This window comes from Streptomyces sp. NPDC001903, from assembly GCF_042891345.1.
Taxonomy (GTDB): domain Bacteria; phylum Actinomycetota; class Actinomycetes; order Streptomycetales; family Streptomycetaceae; genus Streptomyces.
In genome coordinates this window covers 572,858-598,427 of the sequence record NZ_JBIASZ010000001.1, presented here as the reverse complement: position 1 = coordinate 598,427, position 25,570 = coordinate 572,858, and the positions used below count along the sequence as shown (strand labels likewise).

Annotated in this window: 19 protein-coding genes; 10 read left to right on the top strand and 9 right to left on the bottom strand. The window is 72.4% G+C overall.

Annotated features, from left to right (window positions below):
- Positions 1-117: 117 nt before the first annotated feature.
- The gene (locus ACFYZS_RS02755; RefSeq protein WP_389006305.1) at positions 118-1,296 is read right to left on the bottom strand and encodes an Ig-like domain-containing protein; all 1,179 of its coding nucleotides are present in this window, start codon (positions 1,294-1,296) and stop codon (positions 118-120) included.
- A gap of 264 nt (positions 1,297-1,560) precedes the next feature.
- Between ACFYZS_RS02755 and glgX the strand changes: the two genes are divergently transcribed.
- A complete protein-coding gene (glgX, locus tag ACFYZS_RS02750) occupies positions 1,561-3,849 on the top strand; it encodes a glycogen debranching protein GlgX (protein WP_389006023.1) in 2,289 nt (762 codons plus the stop codon).
- Positions 3,850-3,980: 131 nt separating this feature from the next.
- Entirely contained in the window at positions 3,981-4,703 is a 723-nt protein-coding gene (locus tag ACFYZS_RS02745; RefSeq protein WP_389006021.1) for a CDP-alcohol phosphatidyltransferase family protein, read from the top strand.
- On the opposite strand, the gene ACFYZS_RS02740 is transcribed toward ACFYZS_RS02745, so the two are convergent.
- Positions 4,684-5,175, bottom strand: a complete 492-nt coding sequence (locus ACFYZS_RS02740; protein WP_389006303.1) for an adenylyltransferase/cytidyltransferase family protein — start codon at positions 5,173-5,175, stop codon at positions 4,684-4,686. The genes ACFYZS_RS02745 and ACFYZS_RS02740 overlap by 20 nt on opposite strands.
- A 172-nt stretch (positions 5,176-5,347) precedes the next feature.
- Here ACFYZS_RS02740 and ACFYZS_RS02735 point away from each other — a divergent pair, with 172 nt between their 5' ends.
- From ACFYZS_RS02735 to ACFYZS_RS02725, 3 genes are read left to right on the top strand one after another with little or no spacing between them, the layout of a single operon-like run.
- On the top strand, positions 5,348-6,553 hold the full coding sequence (locus ACFYZS_RS02735) for a glycosyltransferase family 4 protein (RefSeq protein ID WP_389006301.1): 1,206 nt from the start codon (positions 5,348-5,350) through the stop codon (positions 6,551-6,553).
- Positions 6,550-8,340, top strand: coding sequence for a lipopolysaccharide biosynthesis protein (locus ACFYZS_RS02730; protein ID WP_389006019.1), 1,791 nt, complete (start codon positions 6,550-6,552; stop codon positions 8,338-8,340). The genes ACFYZS_RS02735 and ACFYZS_RS02730 overlap by 4 nt, the downstream gene beginning before the upstream one ends.
- Entirely contained in the window at positions 8,337-9,560 is a 1,224-nt protein-coding gene (locus ACFYZS_RS02725; protein WP_389006017.1) for a hypothetical protein, read from the top strand. The genes ACFYZS_RS02730 and ACFYZS_RS02725 overlap by 4 nt, the downstream gene beginning before the upstream one ends.
- 41 nt (positions 9,561-9,601) lie before the next feature.
- Here the strand turns inward: ACFYZS_RS02725 and ACFYZS_RS02720 are convergent, their stop codons facing one another.
- A complete protein-coding gene (locus tag ACFYZS_RS02720) occupies positions 9,602-11,095 on the bottom strand; it encodes a hypothetical protein (protein ID WP_389006299.1) in 1,494 nt (497 codons plus the stop codon).
- Between the two features lie 142 nt (positions 11,096-11,237).
- Between ACFYZS_RS02720 and ACFYZS_RS02715 the strand changes: the two genes are divergently transcribed.
- The gene (locus ACFYZS_RS02715; protein ID WP_351780897.1) at positions 11,238-11,777 is read left to right on the top strand and encodes a WcaF family extracellular polysaccharide biosynthesis acetyltransferase; all 540 of its coding nucleotides are present in this window, start codon (positions 11,238-11,240) and stop codon (positions 11,775-11,777) included.
- Positions 11,774-12,889 (top strand): glycosyltransferase, encoded by a 1,116-nt coding sequence (locus ACFYZS_RS02710; RefSeq protein WP_389006015.1) that lies wholly within the window; start codon positions 11,774-11,776, stop codon positions 12,887-12,889. The genes ACFYZS_RS02715 and ACFYZS_RS02710 overlap by 4 nt, the downstream gene beginning before the upstream one ends.
- Before the next feature lie 6 nt (positions 12,890-12,895).
- Here the strand turns inward: ACFYZS_RS02710 and ACFYZS_RS02705 are convergent, their stop codons facing one another.
- From ACFYZS_RS02705 to gmd, 4 genes are all read right to left on the bottom strand, one after another.
- Positions 12,896-13,108: a DUF6458 family protein gene (locus tag ACFYZS_RS02705; RefSeq protein WP_389006013.1), complete on the bottom strand. Its 213-nt coding sequence runs from the start codon at positions 13,106-13,108 to the stop codon at positions 12,896-12,898.
- Between the two features lie 123 nt (positions 13,109-13,231).
- Positions 13,232-13,909: a hypothetical protein gene (locus ACFYZS_RS02700; RefSeq protein WP_389006011.1), complete on the bottom strand. Its 678-nt coding sequence runs from the start codon at positions 13,907-13,909 to the stop codon at positions 13,232-13,234.
- Between the two features lie 95 nt (positions 13,910-14,004).
- Complete coding sequence (locus tag ACFYZS_RS02695; RefSeq protein ID WP_389006009.1) at positions 14,005-16,782, bottom strand: LamG-like jellyroll fold domain-containing protein; 2,778 nt, start codon at positions 16,780-16,782, stop codon at positions 14,005-14,007.
- Between the two features lie 245 nt (positions 16,783-17,027).
- On the bottom strand, positions 17,028-18,041 hold the full coding sequence (gene gmd, locus ACFYZS_RS02690) for a GDP-mannose 4,6-dehydratase (protein WP_389006007.1): 1,014 nt from the start codon (positions 18,039-18,041) through the stop codon (positions 17,028-17,030).
- Between the two features lie 203 nt (positions 18,042-18,244).
- On the opposite strand from gmd, the gene ACFYZS_RS02685 reads away from it, so the two are divergent.
- Positions 18,245-19,189: a GDP-L-fucose synthase family protein gene (locus tag ACFYZS_RS02685; protein ID WP_389006005.1), complete on the top strand. Its 945-nt coding sequence runs from the start codon at positions 18,245-18,247 to the stop codon at positions 19,187-19,189.
- A gap of 21 nt (positions 19,190-19,210) precedes the next feature.
- On the opposite strand, the gene ACFYZS_RS02680 is transcribed toward ACFYZS_RS02685, so the two are convergent.
- The gene (locus ACFYZS_RS02680) at positions 19,211-20,698 is read right to left on the bottom strand and encodes a sugar transferase (RefSeq protein WP_389006003.1); all 1,488 of its coding nucleotides are present in this window, start codon (positions 20,696-20,698) and stop codon (positions 19,211-19,213) included.
- A gap of 381 nt (positions 20,699-21,079) precedes the next feature.
- Between ACFYZS_RS02680 and ACFYZS_RS02675 the strand changes: the two genes are divergently transcribed.
- Both ACFYZS_RS02675 and ACFYZS_RS02670 read left to right on the top strand, forming a co-directional pair.
- A complete protein-coding gene (locus ACFYZS_RS02675; RefSeq protein ID WP_389006001.1) occupies positions 21,080-23,350 on the top strand; it encodes a M4 family metallopeptidase in 2,271 nt (756 codons plus the stop codon).
- A gap of 223 nt (positions 23,351-23,573) precedes the next feature.
- Entirely contained in the window at positions 23,574-25,061 is a 1,488-nt protein-coding gene (locus ACFYZS_RS02670) for a nitronate monooxygenase (RefSeq protein WP_389005999.1), read from the top strand.
- Between the two features lie 64 nt (positions 25,062-25,125).
- Here ACFYZS_RS02670 and ACFYZS_RS02665 read toward each other — a convergent pair whose 3' ends face one another.
- Positions 25,126-25,566, bottom strand: coding sequence for a hypothetical protein (locus ACFYZS_RS02665; RefSeq protein WP_389005997.1), 441 nt, complete (start codon positions 25,564-25,566; stop codon positions 25,126-25,128).
- Positions 25,567-25,570 lie beyond the last annotated feature (4 nt).

Genomic DNA, 25,570 nt, shown 5'->3' with positions numbered 1-25,570 from the left:
GCTGAGCGCAGGACCGGGCGTACCGGACGGAAGGACACACTCGGGCTACGGCATTCCGGTATGACGATCACTCGACTGGTGCGTGCCCGGGAGGCGCCGGCCCCCGCCCGCCGGGGGTCAGGTGATGGCGGAGCCCGCGACCCAGTCCGCCCAGGACATGTTCCAGCCGCCCAGTCCGTTGTTCGGGGCGACCGTCTTGTCCTGCGAGTTCACGACCTCCACCACGTCCCCGACCAGGGTCCGGTCGAAGAACCAGCCCGCCGGGGTGTCCGAGCCGCCGCCCTTGTCGTCGCGCAGCCCCACGCAGCCGTGGCTGGTGTTGGTGGAGCCGAAGGTGTCGGGGCTGGCCCAGTAGTTCCCGTGCAGGAAGGTCCCGGAGGTGGTGAGCCGCATGGCGTGCGGGACGTCGGGGATGTCGTACTCGCCGCCGAACCCGACGGTCTGCCCGTTCATCCGGGTCACGTCGAACATCTCCAGCACCACCATCTTCCCGTTGTAGGTGGTGTTCTTGGGGGCTCCGGCGCTGATCGGGAGGGTTTGGACCAGCTTCCCGTCGCGCCGGACCTCCATCGTGTGCGCCTCCGCGTCCACGAGGGAGACCTGGGAGCGGCCGACCGTGAAGGTGACGGACTTGTCCTGGATGCCGTACGAGCCGGGCGCGCCCTGCACGTCCCGCAGGTTCATGGTGACGGTGACCTCGGTGCCGGGCTTCCAGTACGTCTTGGGCCGGAAGTCGAGGCGCTCCTTGCCGAACCAGTGGCCGACGACCTGCACCGGGGGCTTGGAGGTGACGGTGATGGCCCGCTCGACATCGGCGCGGTTGGCGATCGAGCGGTTGAAGTTGAAGGAGACGATCATGCCGGTGCCCACGGTGGAGCGGTTCTCCGGCTTGAAGTAGCCGATGAACCGTTCCTCGGGGACGTAGGTGGTGAAGGTGGTGTGCCGGGCCTGGCGGCGGTTGTGGCCGTCGAGGGCGACCGCGTCCACGGTGTACTTGGCGGCGAGCGCGAGCCGGCCGCCCTCGGTGTCGGGGCTCCAGCTGAGGCCGTCGGGGGCGATGGAGCCGGGCACGCGCTCCTCCTGGGCGTCCTCCACCTTCGTCACCACGACCCGTTCGAGACGGCCCTCGGGCACTCTGACGGTCAGCGGACCTTCGGCCGGGACCCCCTTGGCGTTGTCCTCGGGGGTGATCCGGATGGCCTCGTCGGGCGACCGGGGCTTGCCGGGGAGCTGGATCTCGACGGGGGAACCGCCGCTCGCGGTGCATCCGGCCAGGCCGCCCAGCAGGCCCGCCATCGCCGCTGCGGCGGCCAAGCCGGCCGCCGCCCGCCTCGTCAGAAGTGTCACGATCCCTCCAACGACCGGCCCCCTCCGGGGGAAACGTGAGCGCGGGCCACGTTCCGGGCAGATCTCTCCGGGCAGAACAGTGGGAAGGACCAGACGGGGGCGGGCCCCAGCAGGGACGCCGGGGCCGCACTGCCTTCCCCCGCCGGTACCCAGGAGCCGTGGAGGCGGGCAGTGTCGAGCGCAGCCGAGCAAGAGGCGGTGGATGTGGCCGCCATGGAGTCAGTGACCTCAGTGGAGTCGCCCGCCCCGCACGTCAACGGCCAGTGGAGCGGGCCGGTGATACAGGGTCGCGAGTCGGCCTTACGGGCCGTCACGCGCCCGGGGCCCCCGGTGTGGCCGGGGTCCTCGCACCCCCTGGGGGCGCGTTTCCGTACCGGCCCGGACGGGACGGCGGGCACCAACTTCGCGCTGTGGGCTCAGGGCGCGGAGGCGGTGGAGGTGTGCCTCTTCGACGCGCAGGGAGCCGAGACCCGGTGTGCGCTGACCGAGCTGACGCACGAGATCTGGCACGGCTTCCTGCCCGGGGTGCGCCCCGGGCAGCGGTACGGGTTCCGGGTGCACGGCCGCTGGGACCCCTGGACGGGGGCCCGGTTCAATCCGGCCAAGCTGCTGCTGGACCCGTACGCCCGGGCCGTCGACGGGGACTTCACGCTGCCCCCGGAGGTGTACGGGCACGTCCGCGACTGGCCGCAGCAGTACATCGCGGACACCGTGCGCGACGACCGCGACTCGGCCCCGCACGTCCCCAAGGGGGTCGTCGTCCACGATGACGACGACTGGGCCGACGACGTCCGGCCGAAGACCCCGTGGGCCGATTCGGTGATCTACGAGCTGCACGTGCGCGGGTTCACGATGCGCCATCCGGGTGTTCCCGAGGAACTGCGCGGCACGTACGCGGGCCTGGCCCATCCGGCGGCCGTCGAACACCTGCTGAAGCTGGGCGTGACGGCGGTCGAGCTGCTGCCGGTGCACCAGTTCGCCCACGAGGACCATCTGCTGCGCCGGGGCCTGCGCAACCACTGGGGCTACAACTCGATCGGCTACTTCGCCCCGCACGCGGGGTACTCGTCGAGCGGTACGGCCGGGCAGCAGGTCGGGGAGTTCAAGCGGATGGTGCGGGCCCTGCACGCGGCCGGGATCGAGGTGATCCTCGACGTGGTCTACAACCACACGGCGGAGGCGGGCGAGCTGGGCCCGACGCTGTCGCTGCGCGGGATCGACAACCGGGGCTACTACCGGCTCCAGTCCGACCAGCGGCGCTACGCCGACTACACGGGCTGCGGGAACACGCTGCACGCCGGGCGCCCGCACGTGCTGCGGCTGATCACGGACTCGCTGCGCTACTGGGTCACGGAGATGGGGGTGGACGGGTTCCGCTTCGACCTGGCGGCGGCGCTGGCCCGCTCGATGCACGACGTGGACATGTTGTCGCCGTTCCTCGCGGTGATCGCCCAGGACCCGGTGCTGCGGCGGGTCAAGCTGATCGCCGAGCCCTGGGACGTGGGCTCGGGCGGCTACCAGGTGGGGGCGTTCCCGCCGCTGTGGACGGAGTGGAACGACCGGTACCGGGACGCCGTACGGGATTTCTGGCGGGGCGCGCTGCCGGACGTACGGGACCTGGGGTACAGGCTGTCGGGCTCCAGCGACCTGTACGCGTGGGGCGGGCGGCGGCCGTACGCCTCGGTGAACTTCGTGACGGCGCACGACGGCTTCACCCTGCGCGACCTGGTGTCGTACGAGCGCAAGCACAACGAGGCCAACGGGGAGGCGGGCCGCGACGGGACGAACGACAACCGCTCGTGGAACTGCGGGGTGGAGGGGGAGACGGACGACGCCCGGATCGGAGCGCTGCGGCGGCGGCAGCTGCGCAATCTGCTGACCACGCTGCTGCTGTCCACCGGGGTGCCGATGCTGGTGGCCGGGGACGAGTTCGGGCGGACGCAGGGCGGCAACAACAACGCGTACTGCCAGGACAACGAGACGGGCTGGGTGGACTGGTCGCTGCTGGAGGATCCGGCCTGGCAGGAGCTGTTCGCCCTGGCCTCGCGGCTGGTGGCGCTGCGCCAGGAGCATCCGGTGCTGCGCCGGCGGGCCTTCTTCTCGGGCCGGCCGCAGGGCGCGGACGGGCTGCGGGACCTGGCCTGGTTCACCCCGGCGGGCAAGGAGATGACCGAGCGGGACTGGTACGCCCCGGCCGCCGCGCTCGGCATGTACCTCTCGGGCCGGGACATCCCGGGCCGCGACGAGCGGGGGCGGCAGGTCTGCGACGACAGCTTCCTGGCGCTGCTGCACGCCGGGGACCGGCCGGTGTCGTGGGTGCTGCCGGGCGCGCCGTGGGCCTCGGGGTACGAGCTGGTCCTGGACACCGCGCGGGAGGACCAGGCCGCGCCTCCCGGCAGCCGCCACCGGGGCGGGGAGACGCTGACGGTGCCGGCCCGGTCGGTGCTGCTGCTGCGGGTGGTCGGCCGGGGCGGCGCGGGGCCGGACCGGGGGGCCGGCTGAGGCGGGCGGCCGGCCGGGGCCGGTGGTCGGCCGGAGCGGAGCGGGGACCCTCGTTCGTCCTGCGATGATGTGGCCTCGTACACACGTGCACCCGTACGCGTGTGCCACATCGGCAGGGATCAGGGGTACGCATGGGGAGAGTCGGGACCGCGCTGCGGGAGCTGCGCGGGGCGCAGAAGTCGGCGAAGGGGGTGTCGCTCTATTCGCGGTTCGTCAACCGTCCCGCGGGGCGGTACCTGGCCGCCGTGTCGTATGCGCTCGGGCTGACCCCGAACCAGGTGACGCTGGTCAGCGCCGCCTTCAGCTTCGCCGCGGTGGCCGCGGTGGCGCTCGCCGCGCCCTCGTGGGGGCTGGGTGTCGCCGTATGGGCCGCGCTCGCCGTCGGTTTCGCCTTCGACTCGGCCGACGGGCAGCTGGCCCGGCTGCGCGGGGGCGGCAGCGCGGCGGGCGAATGGCTGGACCACGTCGTGGACTGCGCCAAGCTGACCGCCCTGCACACCTGCGTGCTGATCGCGTTCTACCGCTTCCCCGAGGCGTACGGGACCGGCGGGGAGGGCTGGCTGCTGGTGCCGCTGGGCTTCCAGTTCGCCTCGGTGGTCACCTTCTTCGGCGGACTGCTGACCGAGAAGCTCAAGCCGAAGCCGGCGCCCGGGAGCCCCGCCGCCGCGCCCTCGACGGTGCGCGCGGTGGCGCTGCTGCCCGTGGACTACGGCGTGTTCTGCCTGGTCTTCCTCGTGCTCGGGGGCGGGGCGCTGTTCCGCTGGGCGTACGCCGGGCTCGGCGCGGTCGCCGCGCTGTTCCTGGTGGCGTTCCTCGCGAAGTGGTTCCGGGAGCTCAGCGCCGTTCCGCGCTGAGCGGCTCGGTGCGCGCGTCCAGCGGCTCGGACAGCGCGTCCAGGGCCCGGCGGAGCTGGGTGCTGGACGTGTGCACCGTGTAGGGGAAGTAGACGACGTCGACGCCGACGGCGGCGAAGTCCTTCTCCAGCTTGTCGCCCTTGGGAGTGCCCCGCCAGTCGTCGCCCTTGAAGATCACGTCGAAGCGGACCTGCCTCCAGGTCTCCACCTTGTCCGGGACCGTTTCGACGAACGCCGCGTCCACGTACCGGACGCTACGGACGATTTCCAGCCGCTCCACGAGCGGGATCATCGGGCGGCGGCCCTTGGCCAGTTCCGCCATCTCGTCGGAGACCACCCCGGCGACCAGGTAGTCGCACTGACTCCGGGCATGCCGAAGGATATTGAGATGTCCGATATGGAACAGATCGTACGCACCTGGGGCGTACCCCACTCGGTACGGTCTGTGCGCAGGTGCGCCAAGGTCGGACATGTCGCGCTCCGTCATGAGTTACCCCCCAGCGGCCACACCCCCCGGTGTGGCGGATTAGCAGACAATAGCGTGCACGTTCCCCACGCGGTCGGTGAACGAATAGGGTGACCTGCGCATCATCCTGGGGAGAAGGGGACGTTCAGTGTCGAGATCCGGTCACCGGCGCCTACTGCTGGTTTCCACCAACTACGCTCCCGAGCACGCGGGGATTGGGCCGTACGCCACCCAGATCGCGGAGCACTGGGCGGATCTCGGCCATGACACCCATGTGCTCGCCGGCATGCCGCACTACCCGTCGTGGTCGTTGGAGCCGGAGTACAAGGGGGCGCTCCGGCGCACGGAACGGCGCGCGGGGGTCACCGTGCACCGGCGCGCACACACCGTGCCGCCCCGCCAGACCGCCGTCAAGCGGGCCCTCTTTGAAGGATCGATTCTGCTGCACGGCGCCGTGGCTCCGCCCCGGATGCCGCGCCCGGACGCGGTCATGGCCCAGATGCCCAGCCTGGCCGGCGGGGTCCTCGCCGCCCGGCTCGCCGCCCGGTGGAAGGTCCCCTTCATCCCGGTCGTCCAGGACCTGATGGGCGCGGCCGCCGCGCAGAGCGGAATCAGCGGCGGCGACAAGGCTGCCGCGATCGCCGGGCGCGCGGAGGCGTACGCCCTGAAGCGGGCGACCCTGGTCGGCGTCATCCACGAGACCTTCGTGGACCGGGTCGTCGGCATGGGCGTGGACCCGGCGAAGATCCGTCTCGTGCCCAACTGGTCCCACGTCCCGCAGCCCACCCGGCCGCGCGGCCAGACCCGGCGCCACCTCGGCTGGGCGCCCGGCGAGCCGGTCGTCCTGCACTCCGGGAACATGGGCCTCAAGCAGGGCCTCGAAGTGCTCGTGGGCGCCGCCCGCCTGGACCCCGGCGTCCGTTTCGTCCTCATGGGCGACGGCAGCCAGCGCGCGGCCCTGGCCGACCTCGCGGCAGACGTGCCGAACCTGGACATCATCCCCCCTGCCGCCGACGGAGAGTTCCCGGATATCCTCGCGGCGGCGGACGTACTCGCCGTGACACAGCACGCGGCCGTGCTCGACATGAGCGTGCCGTCCAAACTGACCTCCTACTTCCAGGCCGGCCGGCCCGTCATCGCGTCCGTCGCGGCGGAGGGCGGAACGGCCCAGGAAGTGGAACGCTCGGGCGCAGGGGTCCTCGTACCACCGGAGGACCCCCACGCCCTGCTGAAGGCCGTACGGGCCCTCGCCGAGGACCCCGAGGGCGCGGATGCACTCGGGGCGGCCGGGCCCCGGCACGTGGCGGCCCACCTGAGCCGTGACGCGGGCCTGGCCCGCATCGACGCACTGATAGACGAAGCACTTGGGGGTCCGCAGCCGTGATCGAGACCAACCGCCCCGCGTCGGTCCCGGCGGAGGACGAACCGGACCTCCTCAGGGACCAGTTCAAACAGCTCCTGCGCTACCGCCGCCTCCTCGGGGCGGGTGTCGGCATCGGCCTGCTGGGCGGCGTCTACCTCGGCATCTCCACGTCCGACACCTACGTGGCCACCGCGGACGTCGTGCTGCGCGCGCCCACCGACGACCCGTTCAACCCGAGCCTCGCCCCCGACAAGGCGATCAACATCGGCTCGGAGCGGCAGGTCGCGCTCAGCTCCTCCATAGCCAACGAGGCCGCGAAGAAGCTCGGCGTGACCTCGAAGGACTTCGCCGGCCTGCGCAGCGGCCTCCAGGTGACCAACCCGCCCCAGACGATGGTGCTGCGGTTCACCTACACCGCGTCCTCCCCCAAGGAGGCCGCCACCCGCGCCAACGCGATGACCGAGGCGTACCTGCTCAAGCGGCAGGAGTCCCTCGACGTCACGCGCGACAAGATGGTCAAGGGCTACCAGGACCAGCGCGACCCGGTCGCCAAGAACCTCGACGAGCTCGTCAAGCAGATCAACGCCATGCCGGCCGGCACGGGCCGCGACGCCGCGTACGCCTCGAAGACCGACCTGCAGAGCAAGGTCAACACCCTCAACAGCAACATCGCCAAGCTCCAGGCCCTGGACATGAGCCCGGGCCGGGTCACCAGCCCGGCGACCCCGCCGTCCGACACCGACGGCCCGGGCCTCGTGATGTCCCTGGCGCTCGGCGCGGCCGTGGGCCTCGCCCTGGGCCTGCTCGCCGCGTGGGTGCGGCTCGTGTTCGACCCCGCGCCGCGCTCCGAGGGCGATGTGGCGCGGGCCCTGCGCGCGCCCGTGCTCGGCTACCTGCCGCGGGCCAAGACCGGCGGCGGACCGCTGCTCGCGGCCGGCGAGGAGGACCCGCGGCTCGCCGAGGAGTTCCGCTCGGTGGCCTTCCGGCTCGCCTACGACTCCCGCTTCGCCGACCGGCGCCGTCTGCTGGTCGTCGCCCCGCGCGGCAGCAGCGAGACCGCCGCCGCGGCGGCCGTGAACCTGGCCGCCTCCTTCGCGGAGACCGGCAAGGACGTCCTGCTGATCGAGGCCGACCTGCGCACGCCGATCCTGGCCAGCCAGCTGCCGACCGGCGCCGGGCGGCCGCGGTGGAGCCAGGCTCCGGGCGGAGCCTCCGGCGGCCCGGCCGCGGCCCACGGCGACACCGACTGGCCCGACGGGCGCCAGCTCGTCGTCGACGCCGGGGAGTCGGGCGCCTTCGACCTGATCCCGGGCGAGCCGGTGCGCAACGTGGCCCGTGCGCTGACCTCCCCGCGCGCCACCCGGCTGATCTCCGAGGCCGACTCCCCCAACTCCACGGTCGTCGTGCTCGCGCCGCCCGTGCTCTCGTACGCCGACGCCCTCGCGCTCGTCGACCGCGTCGACGGCGTCCTGGTCGTCTGCGACCCGCGCGCCGTCCACCGCACCGACCTGTCCCGGATCCGCGAGCTGATCAGCGGCGCCGGCGGCACGGTGCTCGGCGCGGTGCTGCACGCCCCGCTGCCGGGCGAGAAGCGCGGCCGCGGCGGCAAGGCGAAGGGCGCGTCCGGCGCCCCGGCGCAGGCCTCCCGGCCTTCCGCCCCGCAGGCGCAGCCGCTCACGCGACAGCCGAACCAGGGGCAGGGACAGCAGGGGCAGCAGGCGCACCGGCAGGCCGAGCCCGAGCAGCACATCCCGGGCGACGGCACGGACACGGTGGCCCTGCGCACGGTGCGCATGGGCCGCAGATGAGCCGGCGCGGCCTCGCCGCCGTCTCCTCCGTCCTGGACCAGGCCGCGTCCAGCGCCACGAACATCCTGGTGCTGGTGCTGGCCGCCCGGCTGTCCTCGGCATCCGGTTTCGCCGACTTCTCGATGGTGTACGTGGCGTTCAGCGTGCTCCTCGGGCTGAACATGGCGTACGTCGGCCAGACGGTGGTGCTGGAGAAGGACGAGGCCCGGCTCGGCGCGGTGTGCCGCTCGGGGCTCGCGTTCACCGCGGCCGCCTCGGCGGCGGCGGGCGCGGTGCTGGCCCTCGTCGGCCTCGCCGTGCCGGGGGCCGGCGGCTGGGCCTTCCTCGCGCTGGGCCTCGTACTGCCGCTGGTGCTCGTCCAGGACGGGCTGCGGTACTGCTTCTCCGCGCTGCGCGCCCCCGAGCGGGCGCTGGCCGCGGACGCGCTGCGGCTGGTGTGCGTGGTCGCGGCGCTGCTGCTCCAGCCCGAAGGGGCTTCGCCGGGGCGGCTGGTGCTGGTGTGGGGCGTCTCGGCGCTTCCGGCGCTCGCGCTCGGGCTCTGGCTGCTGCGCCCCCGGGTCCGGGGCTCGGCGGCCGATCTGCGGCCGTACCTGCGGCGGGGGCACCTCGGGCAGCGGTTCGTGGTCGAGTTCGCGGTGGGCAACGGCTCCAGCCAGCTGGCGGTGCTCGGGCTCGGCCTGTTCGCGACCCCGCTGGCGGTGGGCGCCCTGCGGGGCGCGACCACCTTGTTCGGCCCGCTCAACGTGCTGTTCAACTCGGCGAACGCGTTCGGCCCGCCGGTGGTGGGCCGGGCCTCGGGCAAGCGCGGCGTGGTCCGGCTGACGGCGGCGATGGGCGGCGCTCTGGCGGCGCTGGGCGCGGGCTGGGGCGCGGTCCTGTACGCGCTGCCCGACGGCCTGGGCCGGCAGCTGCTGGGCGACACCTGGGCGGCGGCCTCCGCCCTGCTCCCGGCCACGGGAGCCCAGTACGCGGTGATGGGCCTGGGCACCTGCGCCCTGCTGACCCTGCGGGTGCTGAACCCGAGGGCGACGCTGTCCTTGCAGGTGGTGTTCTCGCTGCTGTCGGTGGCCCTGCTGCTCGGCGGGTACGCGCTGGCCGGCGTGGCCGGCGCCGCCTGGGGCCTGGCGGCGGGCTCGGCCCTGAAGGCCGCGGCGGGCTGGCTCCGCGTGATCCGCCTCCCGGCCCGCGCGCCGGAGTCCCCGGTCACCACGGCGGCCTGAGCCGCCGGCCTTCCCCTCTTCCAGCCGCTCGCGGCCTTCCGCTAGCGCAGCTTGGTGGACTTGTCCTGGCGGTACGTCGCCACCAGCGCCAGGCACAGGGCGGCGATCGCCACGCGGCCCGAAGCCTGGAGCAGGGGGCCGCGGAGCAGGATGAACGAGTAGCCCGCGACCAGCGGGACCACCACCGAGATGAGGCTGCCCGGAGGCGAGCGCCGCGTGGCGCGCTTCGCGTAGCGGCGGTCCACGCGGGCCGCCGCGTACCCGACGCCCAGGAGCCCGGCGCCCATGCCCAGCGGGCCGAAGTCCAGCCACAGCTCGGCCCAGATCGGGGACGAGAGGTTGGTGTTGACCGTGCCCATCCACTCGCCGACCATCACGCCCGTGTCCTTCGGCTTGCCCGGCCAGACCGAGCGCGGCACCGCGAAGAAGACGGATCCGGCGAGCTGGCTCCCGTACAGGTGCCCGGGGCCGGAGTTCGAGTACGTGATGGTGTTGGCGAACATGCCGATCTGGTCGTAGTCCTTCAGCGCCATCGGCTCCAGGAACGACGTCGTCTCGACCGGCTTGTAGTTCTTCTCGTCGTACCGGAAGCGGTCCGCGAACGGGAACACGAGCAGGGCGATCACCACGGCCATCGACAGCGCCACCCGGTACATCGCGGCGCTCACCGGGAAGACGGTGAACAGCAGCGCGAACATGACCGTGAGGAACCAGTACCGCGGGTTCGAGATCGGGTTGTTGACCACCAGGTTGAGCAGGGCCAGCGCCCCCCAGGTGACGATGACCGACACCTTGCGGCGCGCGTACGTCGAGGTGATCAGCCAGCGCGTGTACAGCAGCAGGGCGAGCAGCGCCGGAACGGTGCCGAAGCCGCGCAGCAGGGCCTGGCCCGCTTGGCCGTCGCCGTTGGAGACGCCCGCCTCCTCGATGCCCGCGATGATCTCCTGGCGGCTGGAGAAGAACACCGCCGGGCCGCCGAGCTTCATGATGAACGCGGCGCTGCACAGGAAGGCGAGCCCGGTCAGCAGTTGGAGGCGGCGGCGGTGCGCCATGACCGGCCGCGGCTCCTTCTGGGAGCCGCCCGCCCGCCCGGTCGGCCGGTGGCGGGCCAGCAGCACGCCGACGTCGAACGCCGTGCAGCCGAGCAGGACCAGGCCGATGGCGACGGTGAGGTCGGAGCGGGGGCCGACCACGGGGGTCGGGACCCGGCCGAGGACGGCCTGCGCGAGCGGGGCCACGCCCATCGCCATGTAGACGAAGAGCCAGAAGGAGCCCTGGAGCAGCTTGCGCCGGCTGGTCAGGACCATCGCGGAGAGCCGGGCGCCCGCGTACATCGTGAGCAGGAGCTGGAGCCAGAACGCGGCGTCGCGCTGGCCGTCGCCCGGCTGGACGGCGACGATCAGCGGCAGGAAGACGGTGAAGCCGAGGATGAGCGGGACGGACAGGGCGCGGGAGAGCAGGGTGCGCGGGGTGGTGACCCGCCCCCACCTGTGCGCGTCGTCCGGCTCGGGGACGGGCGGCAGCGGCGGGGTCATCGAGGGCTTGCGTATGTCCGTTGCCACTGCCGCCCCCACCCGATGTGCCTGGTCCGCGCGCAGTCTAGTCTGAGCGGGCGGCGCCCGGGGAGGCGCTCCTGCGGAGCGCGACGAGCCCGCAGCGCACGATGAGGGGCGACAGTTGCGTGATCTTCCTGCCTTCACGCTGGCCGGATACGACAAGGGGCGCGGGCTGCTGACGCAGGCGCTCTGGTTCGCGGTGATGAACACGCTGTTCATGGCGTGGTTCTGCCCGGCCCGGCTGCGGGTGGCGCTGCTGCGGGCGTTCGGTGCCCGGATCGGCGAGGGCGTGCTGATCCGGCACAGGGTTCGGGTGCTGTGGCCGTGGAAGCTCACCGTCGGGGACCACACGTGGATCGGCGAGGGCGCCTGGCTGCTGAACCTGGAGCCGGTGACCATCGGGGCGAACGTCTGCATCTCGCAGGAGGCCATGCTCTGCACCGGCTCGCACGACCACCGGGCCGCCGACTTCCGCTACCGCAACGCGCCGATCGTGGTCGAGGACGGCGCGTGGGTGGCCGTACGGGCGACCGTGCTGGCCGGGGTCACGGTGGGCCGCTGCGCGGTGGCGGGTGCCGGATCCGTGGTCCACAGAAACCTTCCTGCACTGACCCTGCAGACGATGGACGGGCAGCGCCGCCCGGTCGAGGAGCCCAAGTGAGAGTCCTGCACGCCGTCACGCTCCACTCCCCCTCGCACGCCTTCGGCGGGCCGGTCCGGGTCGCGCTGAACCTGGCCAAGGGGCTTGGGGAGCGCGGCCACGAGGCACGGCTGCTGGCGCTCGGCGAGGGCTTCCCGGACCCGTGGCCGACCTCGGTGGAGGGCGTCCCGGCGAAGCTGTTCCCGGCCCGGCGTCTGCTCCCCCTGGGCTTCAGCGGGATGACCTCGCCAGCCCTGCTGGCCTCGGCGGGCCGGCTGGTCCGGGACGCGGACGTGGTCCACGTCCACCTGGCGCGGGACCTGGTGACCCTGCCCGTGGCCCTCGCGGCGCTGCGCGCAGGCAAGCCGCTGGTGCTGCAGACCCACGGCATGGTGGACCCGAGCGAGAAGGTGCTGGCCAAGGTGCTGGACGCGGTGGCCGTACGGAGGCTGCTGCGCGGCGCGGACGCGGTGCTCTACCTGACCCCGCACGAACGGGAGGGCCTCGACGCGGTGGTGGGCGGTGCGCTGCCGGGGGCCGTCCGGCTCGTGAACGGCACGCCCGCGCAGCAGGAGCGGCCGGCCCCGGCGGGTCCCCCGCGGATCCTGTACTCGGCGCGCCTGCAGGCCCGCAAGCGCCCGGTGGACTTCGTGGACGCGGCCCCGGCGGTCCTGGCGGTCCACCCGGACGCGGAGTTCGTGGTGGCCGGCCCCGACGAGGGCGAGCTGGCGGCGGTGCGGGCACGCATCGCGGAGCTGGGCCTGGACGGGCGCTTCACGGTCCCCGGTGCGCTGTCCGCCGGGGAGGTCCTGGCGGAGCTGCGCCGGGCCCACGTCTACGTCCTGCCCTCGGTGGACGAGCCGTTCCCGATGTCGGTCCTGGAAGCCCTGTCGGTGGGCGTCCCGTCGGTGGTCACGCACTCGAACGGCCTGGCCCGCGACATCGCGGCCGCGGGGGCCGGCCGAGCGGTCACCCCGGGCCCGTCGGGCGTCGCGGAGGCCGTCCTGGCCCTCCTGGACCCCTCCGAGAACGCGGACGCCTCGCTGGCGGCCCGCGAACTGGCGGCGGAGTCCTTCTCCATGGACGCCGTCCTGGACACCCTCCTCACGGTCTACGAGAAGGCCCTGCGCTGAGGCGGCCTACAGTTCGCGGTGGGTTTCGTCCACCACCGGGAGGGCCGCCGCGCGGCGGCGCTTGAAGACGCTCGCGTAGACGGCGAGGCCGATGGCTCCCGCCGCCATCATGATCAGCCCGACGACGTCGAGGTTGACGCCCTCCATCTTCCAGTCCGTCGCGAAGGTGAGGATGGCCCCCACCACGATCAGCGCGATGCAGCCGCCGATGCCTCCCATGTGATTCGCCTCCACAGTCATGGTTCGCCTGACCGCGCGGCTACCCGGGAAGGGCACGCGAAAACGCCGCCCCCGGCCCGGAGTTCGGGCCAGGGGCGGCGTTCTGCTGCGTACGGAGGACCGCTACGCGGGGATCCAGGCGTAGCAGCCCGTCGAGGTGAAGGTCGCGGTGCCCGCCGGGATCGCGGCCGTGATCTTGTCACCGGGCTTCAGGGGGGACTCGGGGCCGGAGGCCAGGACCGCGCCGTCCTTGCCCTTCGCCTCCCAGCTGCACGTCGTGGCCTGGGTCAGCGCCCGGTACGCGCCCGCCGCGGGCGACTGGCGGGTGCCGTCGGCGAAGCCCTTGGACGCCGCGTCCAGGATCGGCTTCTGCTCCGGGCACAGGTACGTGATCGCGTCCTTCGCCCCCGGGATCTCCCCGGCGACGATGGCCCCGGTCGCCGCGTCCTTGTCGCGCTTGGCCGTGCGCTCCACCCGCTGGCAGGACTCCTGGCCGGTCTGGAGGACCGCCGCCGGGTCCATCTTCTCGGGGACCCGTCCGCTCAGGTACTGCTTCTCGTTGGCCTTGAAGCTGCCCGTCTTCGGGGTGAGCTTCGAGTCCGGCAGGACCGGTCCGGTCGGCTTCGCGTCGGGCGAGACCGGCGCCGCGGAGGCGTCCGCCGGGTCCGGGACCGACGAGGCGGCCGGCGGCTTCGGCTTCGCCGCCTCGGCGTCGGCCTTGCCGTCGCCGCCCGAGCTGCAGGCGGTCAGGGTCAGGGCCGCGGCCAGCAGAACAGCAGCCGCGGTGGAGCGTCGGTACATCTCTGGGGCTCCTGTATTACGTGCCGGTTGATCGGGTGGGATAGGGGTGCGGGGCCCGGCAGGATTCCGCGCCGGGCCCCGCATCCGTCGGTCGGTTACTTCGGGCCGAAGGTGAGGACGAGCTGCGGAGCGGCGTCCGCGGCCGTCGACTCCATGGACCAGATCCACAGCGGGTCGGTGCCCGTGCTCGTCAGGGCCAGGCTGTAGCTGCTGCCCAGCACCGGGGTGAGCGCGGCGGTGTCCAGCGGGGTGCTCTGGATCGCCGAGCCGTCCGGCACGCTCGCGAACGAGCCGAGCTCGGTGTCGCCGAGGGCGGGCTTGGTGTTGAAGGTGGTGCTCGCGCCGCTCCAGGTGCCGGTGACCGGGACCACGGAGATCTTGTCGGCCGTACCGGCGCTCGCCTGGGTCGACGTCTTGATCTGGAGCGAGGCGGACTTCAGGACCTGTCCGGCCGGCGCGGCCGGCAGGTTGAAGCGCAGGTACGTCTGGTACGCCGAGGTGCCGCGGACGGCCAGCGAGGTGGTCGCGCCGTTGGCCGCGCTCGGGGCGCCCTGGTTGACGTAGGTGTCCTCGGTCGCGGAGACCTTGGAGACCGTGTCGGAGGGGGCCTTGGCCAGGTCGTAGTGCTTCTTGGCCTGGGCCGCGGTGAGCGCCTTCGGGTAGACGGCCGTCTCGTCGATCTGGCCGGCGAAGAAGTTGCTCGTGGGCTTGGTCGGCCAACCGCTGAGGTTGTCGCCGCCCACGTGCCAGAAGCCCTCGTACGAGACCGGGTTGGACACGCTCAGCGTGCCCTTGCTCTGGCCGTCGACGATCAGCTCCATGCCGCCGGCGCCCAGGGTGCCGACGACGTGGTGCCACTTGTTGTCGTTGTACGTGTCGAACAGGCCGGTGGTGATGGTGCGGGCGGAGCCGTTGCTGACGCCGAAGACCAGACGACCGGTGTTGGTCATGTAGATCTGCTTGTCGTACGACCCGCTGTTGCGGTCGGTGTTGCTGCCGAAGCCGATCAGCTTGCCGCCGCGCGTGGTGTTGGTCTTGAACCAGGTCTCGACCGAGAACGCGCTGCCCACCGTCTGGCGGTGGTCGCTGTACACCTGCTGGCTGGTGCCGTTGAAGCCCATCGCCGTGCTGGCGCCGCTGATCGCGCCGGGCGTCTGGCGCAGCGCCGGGGCGTTGAGCTGGACGCCGCTGGTGTTGCCGGAGACCGAGGAGTCGGCGACGTACGGGCTGACGGTGTCGTCGTAGCGCCAGTACAGGGAGGCGCCGTCGGTGCGGACCTGGTCCGGGTAGGACTGGACCGAGTTCGGGACCGTGACCGCGGCGTTGGCCGACAGGGCGCTGGTGTTGCCCGCCGCGTCGGTGGCCGTCACGCGGTAGGTGTACGACTGGCCGGCCTTGACCGTGGTGTCGGTCCAGGAGGCCTGCGGACGCTGCCACTCCAGGGAGTCGGCGGCGACGGTGGCGATCGGGCTGGACGAGCCGTTGCGGTAGATCCGGTACGTCAGCTTGCTGTCGTCGGCGTCGTAGCTGGTGCGCCAGCGGACCTGGACCTCACCGGGCTTGACGCTGCCGGCGCTCGCGACCGGGGTGGTCGGGGCGCCGATGTCGCCGGTGGAGGCGAAGCGGGTGAGCCCCTGCTGCGGCTTGCCGTTGATCGTGGTGAACTCGCCGCCGGACCACAGGTACTTGACGTCGTTCTTCTCGGCGATGGTCAGCGTGCGCGGGCCGATGCCCTCGCCGATGCCGTCGTTGGCGGTGGGGTGCCAGCCGAGCTTGCGCGGGCTGCGCACGAAACCGTCCACGGGCGCGGGGGCGGCGCCTTCGTAGTTGGTCAGCTGCGCGTTGAAGAAGTTGCGCTTGCCGTCGGGGAACTGGCCCTCGAGCGAGCAGTCGTGCGCGTGCGAGGCGCTGTAGAGCACACCGTCGTACGGCAGGACGGCCTGGGTCGCGCCGAGGCAGCGGTCGCGCCACTTCTCGCTGAAGTCGCTGAGGTTCAGGCCGATGCGGCCGTCGAAGACACCGCCGCCGGAGCCCTCGTTGCCGGTGTAGAAGCCGGTCGAGTCGGTGGCGATGTCCTTGACCACGGAGTTCGACGGGATGTTGCTGTACGTCTTGGTGACCGCGCCGGTGGTGGCGTTGACGACGGCCAGGGCGTGCGTGCTCTTGCCGTTGATGTCGAAGAAGTCGCCGCCCAGCAGGACGTTCTTGCCGTCCGGGGTGACCTCGACCGCGCGGCCGGGCTCGTCCGCGTTGGCGGTGAAGGGCTTGAGGGCGCCGGAGCCGGCGTCGACCGCGGCGAACCGCTCGCGGGTCTGGCCCTCGACGGTGCCGAAGTCGCCGGCCGCGTACACGGTGTCGTCGGTGACGGCGAGTCCGCGCACGGTGGCGGGGAAGCCCGGGTGGAAGGCGGCCTTGGGGGTGCAGGTCGCGATGTCGATCGCGGCCACGCTGGAGACCGGGGTGCCGTTGACGGCGCCGAAGTAGCCGCCCGCGTACAGGGTCTTCTTGTCCTTGGAGACCTCGAGGGCACGCACGGTCGCACTGCCGTCGCCGGTGGTGAAGGCGAGCTTGCACGAGGTGGGGTTGCCCGTCGCGGCGTCGAGCGCCACGAAGTTGACCGCTTCCTGCTCGGCACCGCTGGTGCCGTCGGGCGGGCGGACGGCCGAGAAGGTGCCGCCGGCGAAGACGGTGCCGTTCGCCTCGGCCATCGCAAAGACGATGCCGTTGGGCTGCCAGGTGGGCAGCTCGTCGGCGGTGAATGCCACGGGAGGCGTGATGGCGGACGCCTCGGGCATCAGCACCAGCCCTATGCCGGTGCCGGCGCCGGCCAGTGACAGGACGAGGGCAGCAGTCAGCCCTCTGGATCTACGCATGAGCCCCCCAGGGCAATCGCCCGGTTTGATGGCTGGAACTATCCGAACAGCCATATGTACTGGCGCAGACTAGGGCTCCTGCGGGGACCCGGTCACCTCCCTTGACCCATTGCATACCAACTTGGAATGAACGGTTCAGGTGGGAGGGCGCACAACGGACATACGACGGGTTTGCCCCGGCCACATCCACCGATACCAGTGGAGATGACCGGGACACGGCAAATCGTAGGGGAAATATAAGGCCTTCAGCGGTCGATGCGGACCGTCACGCCCGCCAGCTGGTCCTCGACCTGCCGGATGTCGGCGTCGACCATGATCTGCGCCAGCTCGGCCACGAGCACCGTCGGCTTCCAGCCAAGCAGTTCATTGGCCTTGGAGGCGTCGCCGATGAGGGCGTCCACCTCGCTCGGGCGCTCGTACTTCGGGTCGTAGCGCACGTGGTCGGCCCAGTCGAGACCCGCGTGGGCGAAGGAGGACTCCACGAACTCGCGGACCGTGGCGGCCACGCCCGTGGCGACGACGTAGTCGGTCGGCTCGTCCTGCTGGAGCATCCGCCACATGGCGTCCACGTACTCGGGGGCGTAGCCCCAGTCGCGGACCGCGTCCAGGTTGCCCAGGTAGAGGTGCTCCTGGAGGCCCGCCTTGATCCGGGCCACCGCGCGGGTGATCTTGCGGGTCACGAAGGTCTCGCCGCGGCGCGGGGACTCGTGGTTGAACAGGATCCCGTTGACGGCGAACATGTCGTACGCCTCGCGGTAGTTCACCGTGGTCCAGTACGCGAACACCTTCGCGGCGCCGTACGGGCTGCGCGGGTGGAACGGGGTCCGCTCGTTCTGCGGGGGCGGGGTGGCCCCGAACATCTCCGAGGACGAGGCCTGGTAGATCCGGGTGTCCACGCCGCTGGCCCGGATCGCCTCCAGGAGGCGCAGGGCGCCGAGGCCCGTCACGTCGCCGGTGTAGAGGGGGGCGTCGAAGGAGACCCGCACGTGCGACTGGGCGCCGAGGTTGTAGACCTCGTCGGGCCGGATCTCGCGGAGCAGGTTCACGAGCGCGACGCCGTCGGAGAGGTCGGCGTGGTGCAGGACGAAGGACCGGTTGGCGGTCTGCGGGTCCTGGTAGATGTGGTCGATCCGCTCGGTGTTGAAGCTGGAGGACCGCCGCACCAGGCCGTGCACCGTGTAGCCCTTGGAGAGCAGCAGCTCGGAGAGGTACGAGCCGTCCTGCCCGGTGACGCCGGTTATGAGTGCGGTCTTGCCCATCTGGGGTCCCCCTGGGGATCGTGTCGGTCTGTTCTGGTGAGCGGGGCCCCGCCCCAGCCGCCCCACCCGTACGAGGCTGGATGCGTACCGTACACGGCCCGCGCCCGCCCCTTCCGCCCGGATTCCGCTTGCGGCGGGCGGCGCCCGTCCGGCGGCCGGACCTCGTCCGCGGCCCGCGGCGGCGGACTGGCATCATCGGCGGTATGACAAGTTCGCTGCCGCTCCTGCCCCCGAACGCCCGCGTCTTCGTCGCGGGCCACCGCGGCCTCGTGGGCTCCGCGGTCGCCCGCCGGCTCACCGCCGACGGCCACGAGGTGCTCACCCGGGGCCGCGCCGACCTCGACCTGCGCGACGCCGCCGCCACGGAGGCGTACCTGAAGGACGTCCGCCCCGACGCCGTGGTGCTGGCCGCCGCCAAGGTCGGCGGGATCATGGCCAACAGCACCTACCCGGTGCAGTTCCTGGAGGACAACCTCAAGATCCAGCTCAGCGTCATCGGCGGCGCGCACGCCGCCGGGGTCGGCCGCCTGCTGTTCCTGGGCTCCTCCTGCATCTACCCGAAGCTGGCCCCGCAGCCCATCAGCGAGGACGCCCTGCTGACGGGCCCGCTGGAGCCGACCAACGAGGCGTACGCCCTGGCGAAGATCGCCGGCATCGTCCAGGTCCAGTCGTACCGGAAGCAGTACGGGGCCTCGTACATCTCGGCGATGCCGACGAACCTCTACGGCCCGGGCGACAACTTCGACCTGGAGACCTCGCACGTGCTGCCCGCCCTGATCCGGCGCTTCCACGAGGCGGCCGCCGAGGGGCGCGAGGAGGTCACGCTGTGGGGCAGCGGGACCCCGCGCCGCGAGTTCCTGCACGTGGACGACCTGGCGGCCGCCTGCGCGGTGCTGCTGGGCGGCTACGACGGGGACGAGCCGGTCAACATCGGCTGCGGCGAGGACCTCACCATCAAGGCCCTCGCCGAGACCGTCGCCGAGGTCACCGGCTTCCGCGGCCGGCTCGCCTGGGACACCTCCAAGCCGGACGGCACGCCGCGCAAGCTGCTCGACGTCACCCGCCTGACCTCGCTGGGCTGGAAGCCGGAGATCAGGCTGAGGGACGGGATCGCCTCCACCTACCGGTGGTGGCGCGAGCAGGGCTGAGCGCAACGGCCGGGACTCCTTCTAGTACGCTCCGCGGCCGTCGACGACGGCGCGGAGGGTACGGCCCATGACGTCGACGTCACTGGTGAAGGACCAGTTGTCGACGTACTGGAGGTCGAGCTGGATCGTCTCGTCCCAGGAGAGGTCCGAGCGCCCGCTGATCTGCCACAGCCCGGTCATGCCCGGCCGCACGGTGAGCCGGCGCAGTTCGACCTCGTCGTACTGGGCCACCTCCTCCGGCAGCGGCGGGCGCGGGCCGACCAGCGACATGTGCCCGCTCAGCACGTTCAGCAGCTGGGGCAGTTCGTCCATGGAGGTGCGGCGCAGGAGCCGGCCCACCCGGGTCACCCGGGGGTCGCGGCGGATTTTGAACATCAGGCCGTCGTTCTCGTTGGCCCCGGACAGCTCGTTCTTGAGCCGGTCCGCGTCCACGACCATGGTGCGGAACTTCCACATGGTGAACGGGGCCCCGTCGCGCCCGATGCGCTCCTGGCGGTAGAACGCCGGGCCGCGTGAGCCGAGCCGGATCGCCAGGACGATGCCGAGGAAGACGGGCGAGAGCAGGAGCAGCCCGACGGCGGCACCGGTGCGGTCGAGGGCCGACTTGAGCACGGTCTGCACGCCCCGGCTCACCGGAGGCGCCACCCGCAGGACGGCGAGCCCGCCGGCGGACACGGTCTCCAGCCGCTTGACGGAGACGTCCACGAGCCCGGGGAAGACGGCGAGTTCCAGCCCCGCGTCGTGCAGCGCCCAGGCGACCTTGCGCAGCCGCTCCCCCGCGATCCGCGCTCCCGGGGCGACCAGGACGAGGTCGGCGTGGTGGCTGCGGACGGCGCCGAGCACGGCGCTCGAGTCCGCGTTCGGGGCCTCGGGCACGCTCTCGTCGAGCCGGGCCGCGACGGGCACCCCGCCTTCGAGCGCTCCGGTGCCGACCGGCACCACGCCGACGACCACGTAGGGGTGGTCGGTGCGCGCGGCCAGGTGCTCGATGACGGCCCCGGCCGCGCCGGGTTCGCCGACCACCAGGACCCGGCTGACGGCGTGCGCCTCGCGGCGGGCCGCCGAGAGGTGGCGGTAGGTCAGTTTGTGGCAGGCCACGGTGACGAGGAGGGCGGGCAGCAGGGCGCCGAGTGCGGACAGCCGCGGGGTGTTCTCACCGGTCACCACGCGTGCCACGGCCAGGACACCGATGAGAATCAGCCAGTCGTGCAGGACGGGCAGCACTCCGCGCGATTCTCCCAGCGCGCGGGAGGCGTAGCGGCGGCGCACCGCCTGCACCCCGGTCCAGGCGAGCGCCGCGCCGAGGGCGCAGTACACCGGCCGGACCTGCTGCGCCGCCTGGAAGACCAGCCCTACAGGGATCGCGGCGCCCAGGAAGTCGGCCGTGAGGGCGGCCGGCAGGTACCAGCGCGCCTTGTCGCCGATCCGCCTCGCCGGGGCGGCCGCGAGCCCCGCGGTCGCTGCTGCCGCTCCGGCCAGTCTTTGCGCAGGAAAATGGACATGCCTCATGGGCCCCCCTGGCACGTGGTCTATGACAGTGGCGCGTGCCCGTGGCTTCCCCTGGCTTCGGACAACTGGCGCACCGGGAAACAGTACGACAAACGCCCGTACGACAAATGCCGATTGCCCGAACGAGGCCTCTTGTTGCGCAAGTGTTAGCAACCGGTACCAACCGTTCCAGATATCGGACCCCTCTTTCGCACGCGAAGGTGAATGGTCCGGATACCGGATACGTCTCATCGGTCAACGAACCGTTTCCAGCCAACCTTTTGACGCGGCCCTGACATCGACGCCGGCAGCTGGCACTCTTCGATCCGTTCTTCGCACCAGCCTGCTCTGCCCGGAGGCCCACCCAGCTCTCCGGCACCCCCCTTGCAGAAGGAGTCTGCGTTGAGTCACACCCCCCACAGGCGTGCCACCGCGGCCGGCGCTCTCGTTGCCGCCGCCGCACTGCTCGCCGTCGGCATCCAGGCCGGCACCGCCTCCGCCGACGCCACCGCGTCGCAGGCACGCAACGCCGCTCAGGCCAACCCGGGCGCGGCCGCCGTCAATCTCAGCCCCTCCGAGCGTGCGACGCTCATAGCCGACGCCAACTCGACCACCGTCCAGGCGGCCAAGGCCCTCGGCCTCGGCGAGCAGGAGAAGCTGGTCGTACGCGACGTCGTCAAGGACGCCGACGGCACCACGCACACCACGTACGAGCGCACCTACGGCGGACTCCCCGTGCTCGGCGGCGACCTGACGGTCCACGCCAAGGGCGGCGTCACCAAGAGCATCACCCGGGCGACCAACCACGAGATCAAGGTCGCGGACACCACGGCCACCGTCACCCCGGCCGCGGCCGAGGGCCAGGCCGTCTCCGCCGCGAACTCCGAGGGCTCCAAGGACGCCAAGGCGTCCAAGAACGCCCGCAAGGTGATCTGGGCCGCCGAGGGCGCCCCCGTCCTCGCCTACGAGACCGTCGTCGGCGGCCTCCAGGACGACGGCACCCCGAGCGAGCTGCACGTGGTCACCGACGCCAAGACCGGCGCGAAGATCACCCAGTGGCAGGCCATCGAGACCGGCACCGGCAACACCATGTACAGCGGCCAGGTCACGATGGGCACCTCGCAGTCGGGCAGCAACTACACGCTGACCGACGCCGGGCGCGGCAACCACAAGACGTACGACCTCAACGGCGGCAGCTCCGGCACCGGCAGCCTCTTCACCAACACGACCGACGTGTGGGGCAACGGCGCCGCGTCCAACCGCGCCACCGCCGGCGCCGACGCGCACTACGGCGCACAGCTGACGTGGGACTACTACAAGAACGTGCACGGCCGCAACGGCCTGCGCAACGACGGCGTGGCCCCGTACAGCCGGGTCCACTACGGCAACGCGTACGTCAACGCGTTCTGGGACGACTCCTGCTTCTGCATGACGTACGGCGACGGTACGGGCAACACGCACCCGCTGACGTCCATCGACGTGGCCGCCCACGAGATGACGCACGGCCTCACCTCGGTCACCGGCAACATGACCTACAGCGGTGAGCCCGGCGGCCTGAACGAGGCGACCTCCGACATCATGGCGGCGGCCGTCGAGTTCTACGCCAACAACCCGCAGGACGTCGGCGACTACCTGGTCGGCGAGAAGATCGACATCAACGGCGACGGCACCCCGCTGCGCTACATGGACAAGCCGAGCAAGGACGGCGGCTCCAAGGACGCGTGGTACTCGGGCATCGGCGGCATCGACGTCCACTACTCCTCGGGCCCGGCCAACCACGTCTTCTACCTGATGTCCGAGGGCTCCGGCGCCAAGGTCATCAACGGGGTCAGCTACAACTCGCCGACCTCCGACGGCCTCCCGGTCACCGCGATCGGCCGCGACGCCGCCGCGAAGATCTGGTTCCGCGCGCTGACGGTGGGCTACTTCAAGTCGAACACCAACTACGCGGCCGCCCGTACGGCGACCCTCCAGGCCGCGGCCGACCTGTACGGCGCGAACTCGGTCACCTACAACAACGTGGCCAACGCCTGGGCCGGCATCAACGTCGGAGCCCGTCCGCCGCAGTCCGGCGTCTCGGTCACCCCGATCGCGAACCAGACCACCCAGATCAACACCGCCGTGAGCCTCCAGGTCCAGGCGACCAGCACCAACCCGGGTGCGCTCAGCTACGCGGCGACCGGCCTCCCGGCCGGCCTGTCGATCAACGCCTCGACCGGTCTGATCTCGGGCACCCCCACCACCGCGGGCACGTCCAACGTGACCGTGACGGTGACCGACTCGGCGAGCAAGACGGGCACGACGTCCTTCACCTGGACCGTCGGCACGTCCCAGCAGAACGTGTTCGAGAACACGAACGACTACGCGATCGCGGACAACGCGACCGTCGAGTCCCCGATCACGGTGACCCGGACCGGCAACGCGCCGAGCACCCTCAAGGTGGACGTCAACATCCTCCACACCTACGTCGGTGACCTGAAGGTCGACCTGGTCGCCCCCGACGGCACCGTCTACAACCTGCGCAACCGCACCGGCGGCAGCGCGGACAACATCATCCAGAGCTTCACCGTGAACGCCTCGTCCGAGGTCGCCCAGGGCACCTGGAAGCTCCGCGTCGCGGACCTCGCCAGCCTGGACACGGGCAAGATCGACAGCTGGAAGCTCACCTTCTGACCCCACCGGGGCAGGTAGAGCCACACGGCTGACCCACTGAAAACGCGGGGCCGTCCGGGAGAGACCCTCCCGGGCGGCCCTGTTCCATGTGCCCCTGCCGTACGGGACCTGCGCCCCGGCGAGCCGGGACCTTCGGCGGCCGACCGCGGCCCCCGCGCGCCGGACACTGAAACGGAAGCGAACCTACGCGACCGTAGGTCCGGGCGACCCGAGGACGTGCCCCATGCCGCAGACCCCCACGACCGTCCCTGCCGCGCGCACCCCCGCGGCCGTCCCCGCCCGGGAGCGGCCCTGGCTGATCCAGGGCGGCATGGGCGTCGGCGTCTCCGGCTGGCGGCTGGCCCGCGCCGTGTCCCGGGAGGGCCAGCTGGGCGTGGTCTCCGGGACCGCTCTGGACGTCGTACTGGCCCGGGTCCTGCAGACCGGCGACCCCGGCGGGCACGCGCGCCGGGCGCTGGCCGCCTTCCCGCTCCCCGAGCTCGCCCAGACCGCGCTCGACTGCTACTTCCGCCCGGACGGCCTCGGCGACGGGGCGAGCGCCCGGATGCGGACCACCCCGCGGCTGCGCGCCGCCGGCGGGTCCCCGGCGGAAGTCCTCACCGTCCTCGGCAACTTCGTCGAGGTCTGGCTCGCCAAGGAGGGACACGACGGTGTCATCGGAGTCAACTACCTGGAGAAGATCCGACTCGCCACCGCCCCGGCGATGTTCGGCGCGATCCTGGCAGGCGTCGACCACGTGCTCGTGGGCGCGGGAGTCCCCGGCCACATCCCTGCCCTCGCCGACCGGCTGGCGCGCTGCGAACCCTGCGTGACGCGGATCGCGGTGGAGGCGGGACCGCACGGGGACGCTCCCCTGGACCACGTCTTCGACCCCGCCGCGCTGCTGGCCGGGCACGTGCCGGGGCCGCTGCGCCGCCCGGAGGTGCTCGCGATCGTCTCCCTCCCGGTGCTGGCCGCCTACCTGGCCCGGGACGAGGCCACCCGGCCCGACGGGTTCGTCGTCGAGACCGGCGCGGCGGGCGGCCACAGCGCACCGCCCCGCGGGCCGATGCGGCTCGACGGGACCGGGGAGCCGGTGTACGGGCCGCGCGACGAACCGGACCTCGCCAGGATGGCGGCGCTGGGGCTGCCGTTCTGGCTCGCCGGCGGCCAGGCGAGCCCGGAGGCGGTCGCCGCCGCCCGGGCCGCGGGGGCGGCCGGGGTGCAGATCGGCAGCGCGTTCGCCCTGTGCGAGGAGTCGGGGATGGCCCGCGGTCTGCGCGAGGAGCTGCGGGACCGGGCCCGCGCCGGCACCCTGACCGTGCGCAACGACCCGCAGGCCTCGCCAACCTCGTTCCCCTTCAAGGTGGCGGAGTTGCCGGGCACGGTCTCCGACCCGGAGGTGGCGGCGGCCCGGCAGCGGGTCTGCGACCTGGGCTTCCTGCGGACTCCCGTACGGGGCCCGCGCGGTCTGCTCTACCGGTGCGCGGCCGAGCCGGTGGCGGCGTACGTCCGCAAGGGCGGCGACGCGGCCGACACGCAGGGGCGACGGTGCCTGTGCAACGGCCTGCTGGCCACGATCGGCCTGGCGCAGCGCAGGCCGGGCGGGCGGGTGGAGCCCCCGCTGGTGACGATCGGCAAGGACCTGTCGTTCCTGCCGAGGCTCTCCCCGGAGGCCTCCCCGTACTCGGCGGCGGACGTGGTGCGGTGGCTGGCGGCGGGGGTGCGCTGACGGACGCGAAGGGTCCGGCCCCCTCGGGGGCCGGACCCTCGCCCGTGCTCGGCGGACCGGGAGGTCAGCCGTTGTTGCGGAAGGCGGAGCGGAAGTCGTCGTCCCAGCGCGAATCGCCGCAGCCGCCCCGGCGGAAGTCGTCGTCGCAGTCGTCGTGGTGACTGCGGACCGGCACGAACGTCACCGAGAGGACCGCGACGTTGTACACCGTGTCCCCCGGCTGCAGCTCGCGCTCCACCCGGCCGCCGCACGCGCGGTTCGGGTAGAGCAGGGCCCGCGACTCGGTGCCGTTGTGGACCGCCGTCGCGGGGCGGCCCCGCGAGGTGTCCGTCAGCTCGTAGCAGGTGTCGTTGTCCGCCGGGCGGATCTGCGCCCGCTCGTCGTTGTCGATGATGTACTGCAGCCGGCCGAGGTCGTCGTGGCCGCCGGCCAGCGACGGGCCGGCGGTCGGCAGGACGAGGGCGAGGGCGCCGAGGAACGCGACGGCGGTCTGGCGAAGACGCATGGGG

What these genes read in the sequence shown, in the direction of transcription:
- ACFYZS_RS02725 (WP_389006017.1), top strand. Translation starts at nt 8,337, where the DNA reads ATGAGCCGGCGCGGCCTCGCCGCCGTCTCCTCCGTCCTGGACCAGGCC.
- ACFYZS_RS02720 (WP_389006299.1), bottom strand. Translation starts at nt 11,095, where the DNA reads ATGACCCCGCCGCTGCCGCCCGTCCCCGAGCCGGACGACGCGCACAGG.
- ACFYZS_RS02705 (WP_389006013.1), bottom strand. Translation starts at nt 13,108, where the DNA reads ATGGGAGGCATCGGCGGCTGCATCGCGCTGATCGTGGTGGGGGCCATC.
- ACFYZS_RS02755 (WP_389006305.1), bottom strand. Translation starts at nt 1,296, where the DNA reads ATGGCGGGCCTGCTGGGCGGCCTGGCCGGATGCACCGCGAGCGGCGGT.
- gmd (WP_389006007.1), bottom strand. Translation starts at nt 18,041, where the DNA reads ATGGGCAAGACCGCACTCATAACCGGCGTCACCGGGCAGGACGGCTCG.
- ACFYZS_RS02700 (WP_389006011.1), bottom strand. Translation starts at nt 13,909, where the DNA reads ATGTACCGACGCTCCACCGCGGCTGCTGTTCTGCTGGCCGCGGCCCTG.
- ACFYZS_RS02685 (WP_389006005.1), top strand. Translation starts at nt 18,245, where the DNA reads ATGACAAGTTCGCTGCCGCTCCTGCCCCCGAACGCCCGCGTCTTCGTC.
- ACFYZS_RS02670 (WP_389005999.1), top strand. Translation starts at nt 23,574, where the DNA reads ATGCCGCAGACCCCCACGACCGTCCCTGCCGCGCGCACCCCCGCGGCC.
- ACFYZS_RS02740 (WP_389006303.1), bottom strand. Translation starts at nt 5,175, where the DNA reads ATGTCCGACCTTGGCGCACCTGCGCACAGACCGTACCGAGTGGGGTAC.
- ACFYZS_RS02695 (WP_389006009.1), bottom strand. Translation starts at nt 16,782, where the DNA reads ATGCGTAGATCCAGAGGGCTGACTGCTGCCCTCGTCCTGTCACTGGCC.
- ACFYZS_RS02665 (WP_389005997.1), bottom strand. Translation starts at nt 25,566, where the DNA reads ATGCGTCTTCGCCAGACCGCCGTCGCGTTCCTCGGCGCCCTCGCCCTC.
- glgX (WP_389006023.1), top strand. Translation starts at nt 1,561, where the DNA reads ATGGAGTCAGTGACCTCAGTGGAGTCGCCCGCCCCGCACGTCAACGGC.
- ACFYZS_RS02745 (WP_389006021.1), top strand. Translation starts at nt 3,981, where the DNA reads ATGGGGAGAGTCGGGACCGCGCTGCGGGAGCTGCGCGGGGCGCAGAAG.
- ACFYZS_RS02680 (WP_389006003.1), bottom strand. Translation starts at nt 20,698, where the DNA reads ATGAGGCATGTCCATTTTCCTGCGCAAAGACTGGCCGGAGCGGCAGCA.